This is a genomic window from Flavobacterium panici, assembly GCF_024499525.1.
GTDB lineage: Bacteria > Bacteroidota > Bacteroidia > Flavobacteriales > Flavobacteriaceae > Flavobacterium > Flavobacterium panici.
On record NZ_CP100437.1, the window covers coordinates 1,152,625 to 1,157,781 of the forward strand.

The window sequence follows — 5,157 nt, forward strand, 5'->3', positions numbered from 1 at the left end:
AAAACAGAAAAGGTAAAAAATGAATTAGATTATTTTTTGTTTTTGGATCTTGAATTAGTCTTCTGTTTGAATGTAACAAATAGACAAATTATGCTGAACGGGAAACATAATAGTTTCATATTCATTTGAGTTTTCGGTATTTTTTGAAATGAGATAATTGCCTTCAATAATTCCGAAGTAATTTAATAAAGGCGAATAAAATGTGATCCCGATTCTATGTTTTGATGCATCAGTTATGTCTGTATTAATAATATCTAACTGATAATTGATAAATGGAAAATAGTTGTTTCCTAAAACATCTGTTACACGATGGAAATTTCCTTTTAACTGCTCTACATAACCGCTGGCAGCGATTCCGGTTAGAAAATGTAGTTGATTTGCTTTTTCGTTTTCACTTAATAATTCTCTAAATGTGTTTTTTGGATTCGATCCTGAATTAAACTGCTGAGACTGCATTTGGTATTCTTTGAACGTATCTTCAAAAACATATTTATCCCAAAGCAAAGTTGACGAACTGTCTATTACGATACGATAAGCGAGTTTTATTTTCGTTATTTTCATTTAATTTGAATTTAGAGGAACTTCAATTACAAGCAGCATCGCATTTTGCGACAACGATTCCCATTCTATAGTTTCTGTTTTGGAGATTGCTAAACCATCTTTTGCTTCCAGAAGTCGGTTTTCGATTTCAAAAGCGCCGTTAATTACGAAGACGAAAAAGCCGTTATCAGTATTCTTTAAAGTAAAGGTTCCTTCTTTTCTTCCGTCATAAATACCAATAAATCCAAATGCATTTTCAATTTCAAATAATGAATTAAGCTTATTGTGTGAACTTAAATCGAATTTATATTGCTGAAAATCGTTTTTAAAATCTTCTTTTTCCATTTGAAATTCAAATTCTAAATAACTCACATTTTCCTTTTCGTATGGATTATGGATTTCAACAGTTGATTCTTCAACAGCCGCGAAAATCCCAATTTGTTCTACATGCAAAAATTCCTCATTACCAACATTATCTTTATATTCAATTCCGCCAAATAAAGGAAGGATGATCACATTTGTGTTTGGGTTTATAAATCGAGTAATACTTTGTTGGGGTGCTAATATTACTTCATTTAAAACTTTTAAGGTTCCAAATGCTTTACGGGATAAATCTTGGTAATGTTCAAAATCAAAAGTCGAGAAGCAATTGTGTTTTTCTGAATTGGAAAAACCTCTGGAATCTGACTTGTAAATTTGTGCTGGAATTTGAGCTATCATAATAAGTTATTATTGAAATTATCCTGCAACGTTTATGGTATGAGTTAAAACAAAACCTTCATTAACGCTTCCTGTTATTGTTCCTAATTCATTTGCAACAGAATCTGAAAAGACATTATCTGAAGCATTATAAGTGTAACCGGACATTCCTTTTGTGTAACCGTTAGCACTTGAAGCATTTACTAATGCAACGGCACTATTTGTTCCTTCGGGAAAAGCAATTTGTGTTACGAGTAATGACGTTCCGCTGGCGTTATAAATATGAACGTGAATGTGAGTTGCTCTTCCAGAATACCAGCCCGGAAAGATTGAGGTAAAAGTTACCAAACCATTTGCATCTGTAGTTTGTCTTCCTCTTAAAAAGTGAACGGTTGTGTAATTTACAGACTGCATTGAAGTTCCTCCGTATTCTGAATAATAGCCGTCTTTGTCGCAGTGCCAAATGTCTACAATGGCATCTTTTAATACGGCACAGCTTGCATTTGTGTTTTTTATTGTAATTTTTATGGTGAAAGCTACACCAGTTCTGTCCATTGTAATGTCTGATTTTACTAAAGAAGATGGTGTAATGGTTGGAAATGGCCCTGCAGTTTCTGAAGCTGTAACGGAACAATCGCCTGAAGATGAACCTGAACCCGAAGATGAACCTGTATTAGTTGAAGAATTTGATGAACCGTCATCATTATCCTGACTACATGAGTTTATGATGGGAATTGCTAATGAACCAATTCCTATTAAACCCAAACCTCTTAAAAACTCTTTTCTTTTCATTGCTTTTTCGTTTAAATGTTATTTTAATTGAATGAATAACAGTTGTTTTCAAGTAAAATTATTCGAAATTAAAGCGTTGTAAAAAGTTTGAGGTAAAGGTTATAATTTATGAGGTGAACGAATGAATATTAATTTTTTGTAGTAAAAATCTTTAACCAAAAAAGTATGTTACTTTTGGTCAAAAAGTTTCGAAAAAGCTTCTTCATAACTGACGCTGATTGGAATTTCGGCTTGACCGATGAAAATTATCTTATTTCTTATTTTAGAGATTTTAGAAATAGGAATAATAAAGGAACGATGAACTCTTATGAATTCGGTTTCAGGCAATTTTTGGAGAATTGCTTTTAAGGTCATTCGCGCCACAACTGTTTTCTGGTTTTGGATGTGGATTTTTAAATAATCGTCTAAACCTTCGATATATAAAATATCCGAAAACAGAATTTTAATCAAACTATAATCGGCACGAATAAAAACATACTGCTGTTCGATGTTTTGGTTTTGCTGTTTCCATTTTGAAAAAGCTTTTTCGGCCGCTTGTTGAAATCGGGAAAGGGAAATTGGTTTTAACAGATAATCGGTTGCGCTGAGCGTAAAGCCTTCAACGGCAAATTCAGAATAAGCTGTTGTAAAGATTACCATTGTTTTGTGTGGCAGTTTTTTGTAGAAGTCTAAACCGGAGATCGACGGCATATTGATATCGAGAAACAATAAATCGACTGGATACTTTTTAAGATATTTAAATGCTTCATCAGATTTCGTGAAAGTCTTCTTCAGTTCTATGTAATGAATTGTGTCACATAAACTCTGAAGAATTTCTAATGCCAATGGCTCGTCATCTAATGCTATTGCTTTTATCATCGTATTTTAACGCTCAAGTTTACAATGTATTTTTCTGCTGAATCTTCGATTTTTAAATGATGTTTATTAGGATATACTAACTTCAATCTTTCGATTGTATTGTGAAGTCCAATTCCTGAATCTGATTGTATGGAAAATGTCTTTTTATTAGAAACGTATAAAGTTAGTGTTTCATCATCTATATCAATTTTGATACAAATCTCGGAAGTCTGATCTGGATTTACTCCATATTTGAAGGCATTTTCAATAAATGAAATCAAGATGAGCGGTGTTATTACTTTTCCAAAAGTGTTTCCGGTTACATTATAATCTACGTTTACGGTGTTTCCTAATCGTGTTTTTTGAAGGGAAATGAAATTATTGATGTAATTGATTTCCTTGTTTAATTCAATAACCTCATCGTTTGAATTGGTCATGATATATCGCATTAACTCCGATAGTTGGACTACAGCGTCTGCCGTTTTATCGTCTTTTTTTAAAGCCAAAGCGTAAATGCTGTTTAGTGTATTGAATAAAAAATGCGGGTTTATCTGGGCTTTCAAAAATGCCAACTCTGATTTTACTTTTTCTTTTTCAACACTTTGCAATCTTCCTGAAATTGCAAAAAGCAAACTTGAAACTACGCCAATTAAATAAACAAGTGTTGTGTGTCCGTATTGTGTTGGCGGACCTCCAGTGAATCCAAAAGACATTGGTTCGTTTCTATGCGGCGGCGGGAATCTCCCTTCAAATGGTTTGGGGTGAATTGGTAATTTTCCCGAATGGTATTCAAAATCTAAAAAGTTTCGGCTTGGATGGTCTAAAACGGTAGATATCCAAAGAAAAAACAAAAGGAAAATGGCTATTATGAAATAATACAGAAGCTTTTTTTCTGAAAAGTATAATCTGGGAATTAGATAATAATAATTAAAGTAAAAGAAACAAAGAAGTGTAAAATAGATAAACAGGTAAATGCGGTCGTGCGGGTTTGTGTACAAATGCGGTAAGGAGAAAACGGTATTTGTAGACGTGAACGCATACGGAATAAATAAAAAAGCGAGGCACAGAATTATATGTTTCGCATAAAGTGAAAATTTTGCTTTCATGAATCAAATTTGATTTTATATCGTTTTGACAACCAAAATGATATATTCAAATTTAATGTTATTGCATCTTTATTTCAAATTATTGCGGTAAAAACACATAATGTTGCGACTCGCTTTATAATTTTTGGCTTTTCAGCCTATTTTAAAATAATCGTCTTTTGGCGATTAATCGTGTACCGGACTTTGTGTACAAGGACAGTTACTGATAGATTGTAAGAAATCGAATCCGATTGTTACAACGTGTGTTCCTGTATTGTAATTTCCTAAATCGTTGAACATAACCTGATATGAATATCCGAAGTAAAACTTAGATTTCATGAAACCTGCCATTGGCCCAACTGATAATGGTTTTGGAAACTGGTCGTTTAAGAAACGGTATGAAACTCCAATCCAATAGTAATCTTCGTAACGATTGTATCTTCTGTACTTGAAGTTAATATCGGTTGTTGAACGTTTATCACTTGCAAAGTACTGATAGAAAACAGATGGTTCGTATTCGATACGGCTGTTTTCAGCATCACGAAAAACATAACCAGTATAAACCTGATAGTTTGAAAGCAGGTTTGGTTCTACTCCACGATATTTATCTGTATTTTTCTTTAAAACGTTGTTGGCATTAAAACTTATATAAAAATCTTTATTACGGTACAAAGCACTAATGTCAAAGTTGTTGTTTGCATTGTAACGATTGTCTGTAACTGTTGGATCTATAACAGGATGTTCTATCGTGGTATTGAATTCATCCGTATCAATTCTAAATGTATTGAAGTTGTATGAAATACCAAAAGATAAATACTGTTTTGAGTAATAGTCTAAGATAAGGTGGTGCGCAAAGGATACTTTGGCTCCTGTTTGTCTTGTATATCCGTTTTTATCGTTATAAAGCGATATACCCACACCAGAACGATCCAGGATTCTAAAATCGGCGTAAAGCGACTGGTTTTGAGGTGCATCTTTAATTCCAACCCATTGTGTTAAACCATTTGCTCTAATTCTAAGGTTGTCACCAATACCTGCATAAGCAGGAGAAAGCACAAACGGATTATCAGCCAGATACTGAGTAAAAACTGGTAGGTTTAACTCTTGGCTGTAACTTGTTGTTACAGCCATGAGTACTAAGGATAAAATAAACTTTTTCATTGTAATAATTTTTTTAGATAACATCATAAGGGGCTATATTTTG

The 5,157-nt window shown here is 33.1% G+C and carries 6 protein-coding genes; all 6 read right to left on the bottom strand.

Annotated features, from left to right (window positions below; all coding sequences use genetic code 11):
• Positions 1-54: 54 nt before the first annotated feature.
• Positions 55-561 carry a hypothetical protein gene (locus tag NLJ00_RS05255; RefSeq protein ID WP_256636479.1) on the bottom strand — a complete coding sequence of 169 codons (507 nt, stop codon included), beginning with the start codon at positions 559-561 and terminating at the stop codon, positions 55-57.
• Entirely contained in the window at positions 562-1,260 is a 699-nt protein-coding gene (locus NLJ00_RS05260) for a pirin family protein (RefSeq protein WP_256636480.1), read from the bottom strand.
• Positions 1,261-1,278: 18 nt separating this feature from the next.
• The gene (locus tag NLJ00_RS05265; RefSeq protein WP_256636481.1) at positions 1,279-2,031 is read right to left on the bottom strand and encodes a dioxygenase family protein; all 753 of its coding nucleotides are present in this window, start codon (positions 2,029-2,031) and stop codon (positions 1,279-1,281) included.
• 168 nt (positions 2,032-2,199) lie between these two features.
• On the bottom strand, positions 2,200-2,889 hold the full coding sequence (locus NLJ00_RS05270) for a LytR/AlgR family response regulator transcription factor (protein ID WP_256636482.1): 690 nt from the start codon (positions 2,887-2,889) through the stop codon (positions 2,200-2,202).
• Complete coding sequence (locus NLJ00_RS05275) at positions 2,886-3,974, bottom strand: sensor histidine kinase (RefSeq protein ID WP_256636483.1); 1,089 nt, start codon at positions 3,972-3,974, stop codon at positions 2,886-2,888. The genes NLJ00_RS05270 and NLJ00_RS05275 overlap by 4 nt, the downstream gene beginning before the upstream one ends.
• Positions 3,975-4,139: 165 nt before the next feature.
• Positions 4,140-5,114: a PorP/SprF family type IX secretion system membrane protein gene (locus tag NLJ00_RS05280; RefSeq protein ID WP_256636484.1), complete on the bottom strand. Its 975-nt coding sequence runs from the start codon at positions 5,112-5,114 to the stop codon at positions 4,140-4,142.
• Positions 5,115-5,157: the final 43 nt, after the last annotated feature.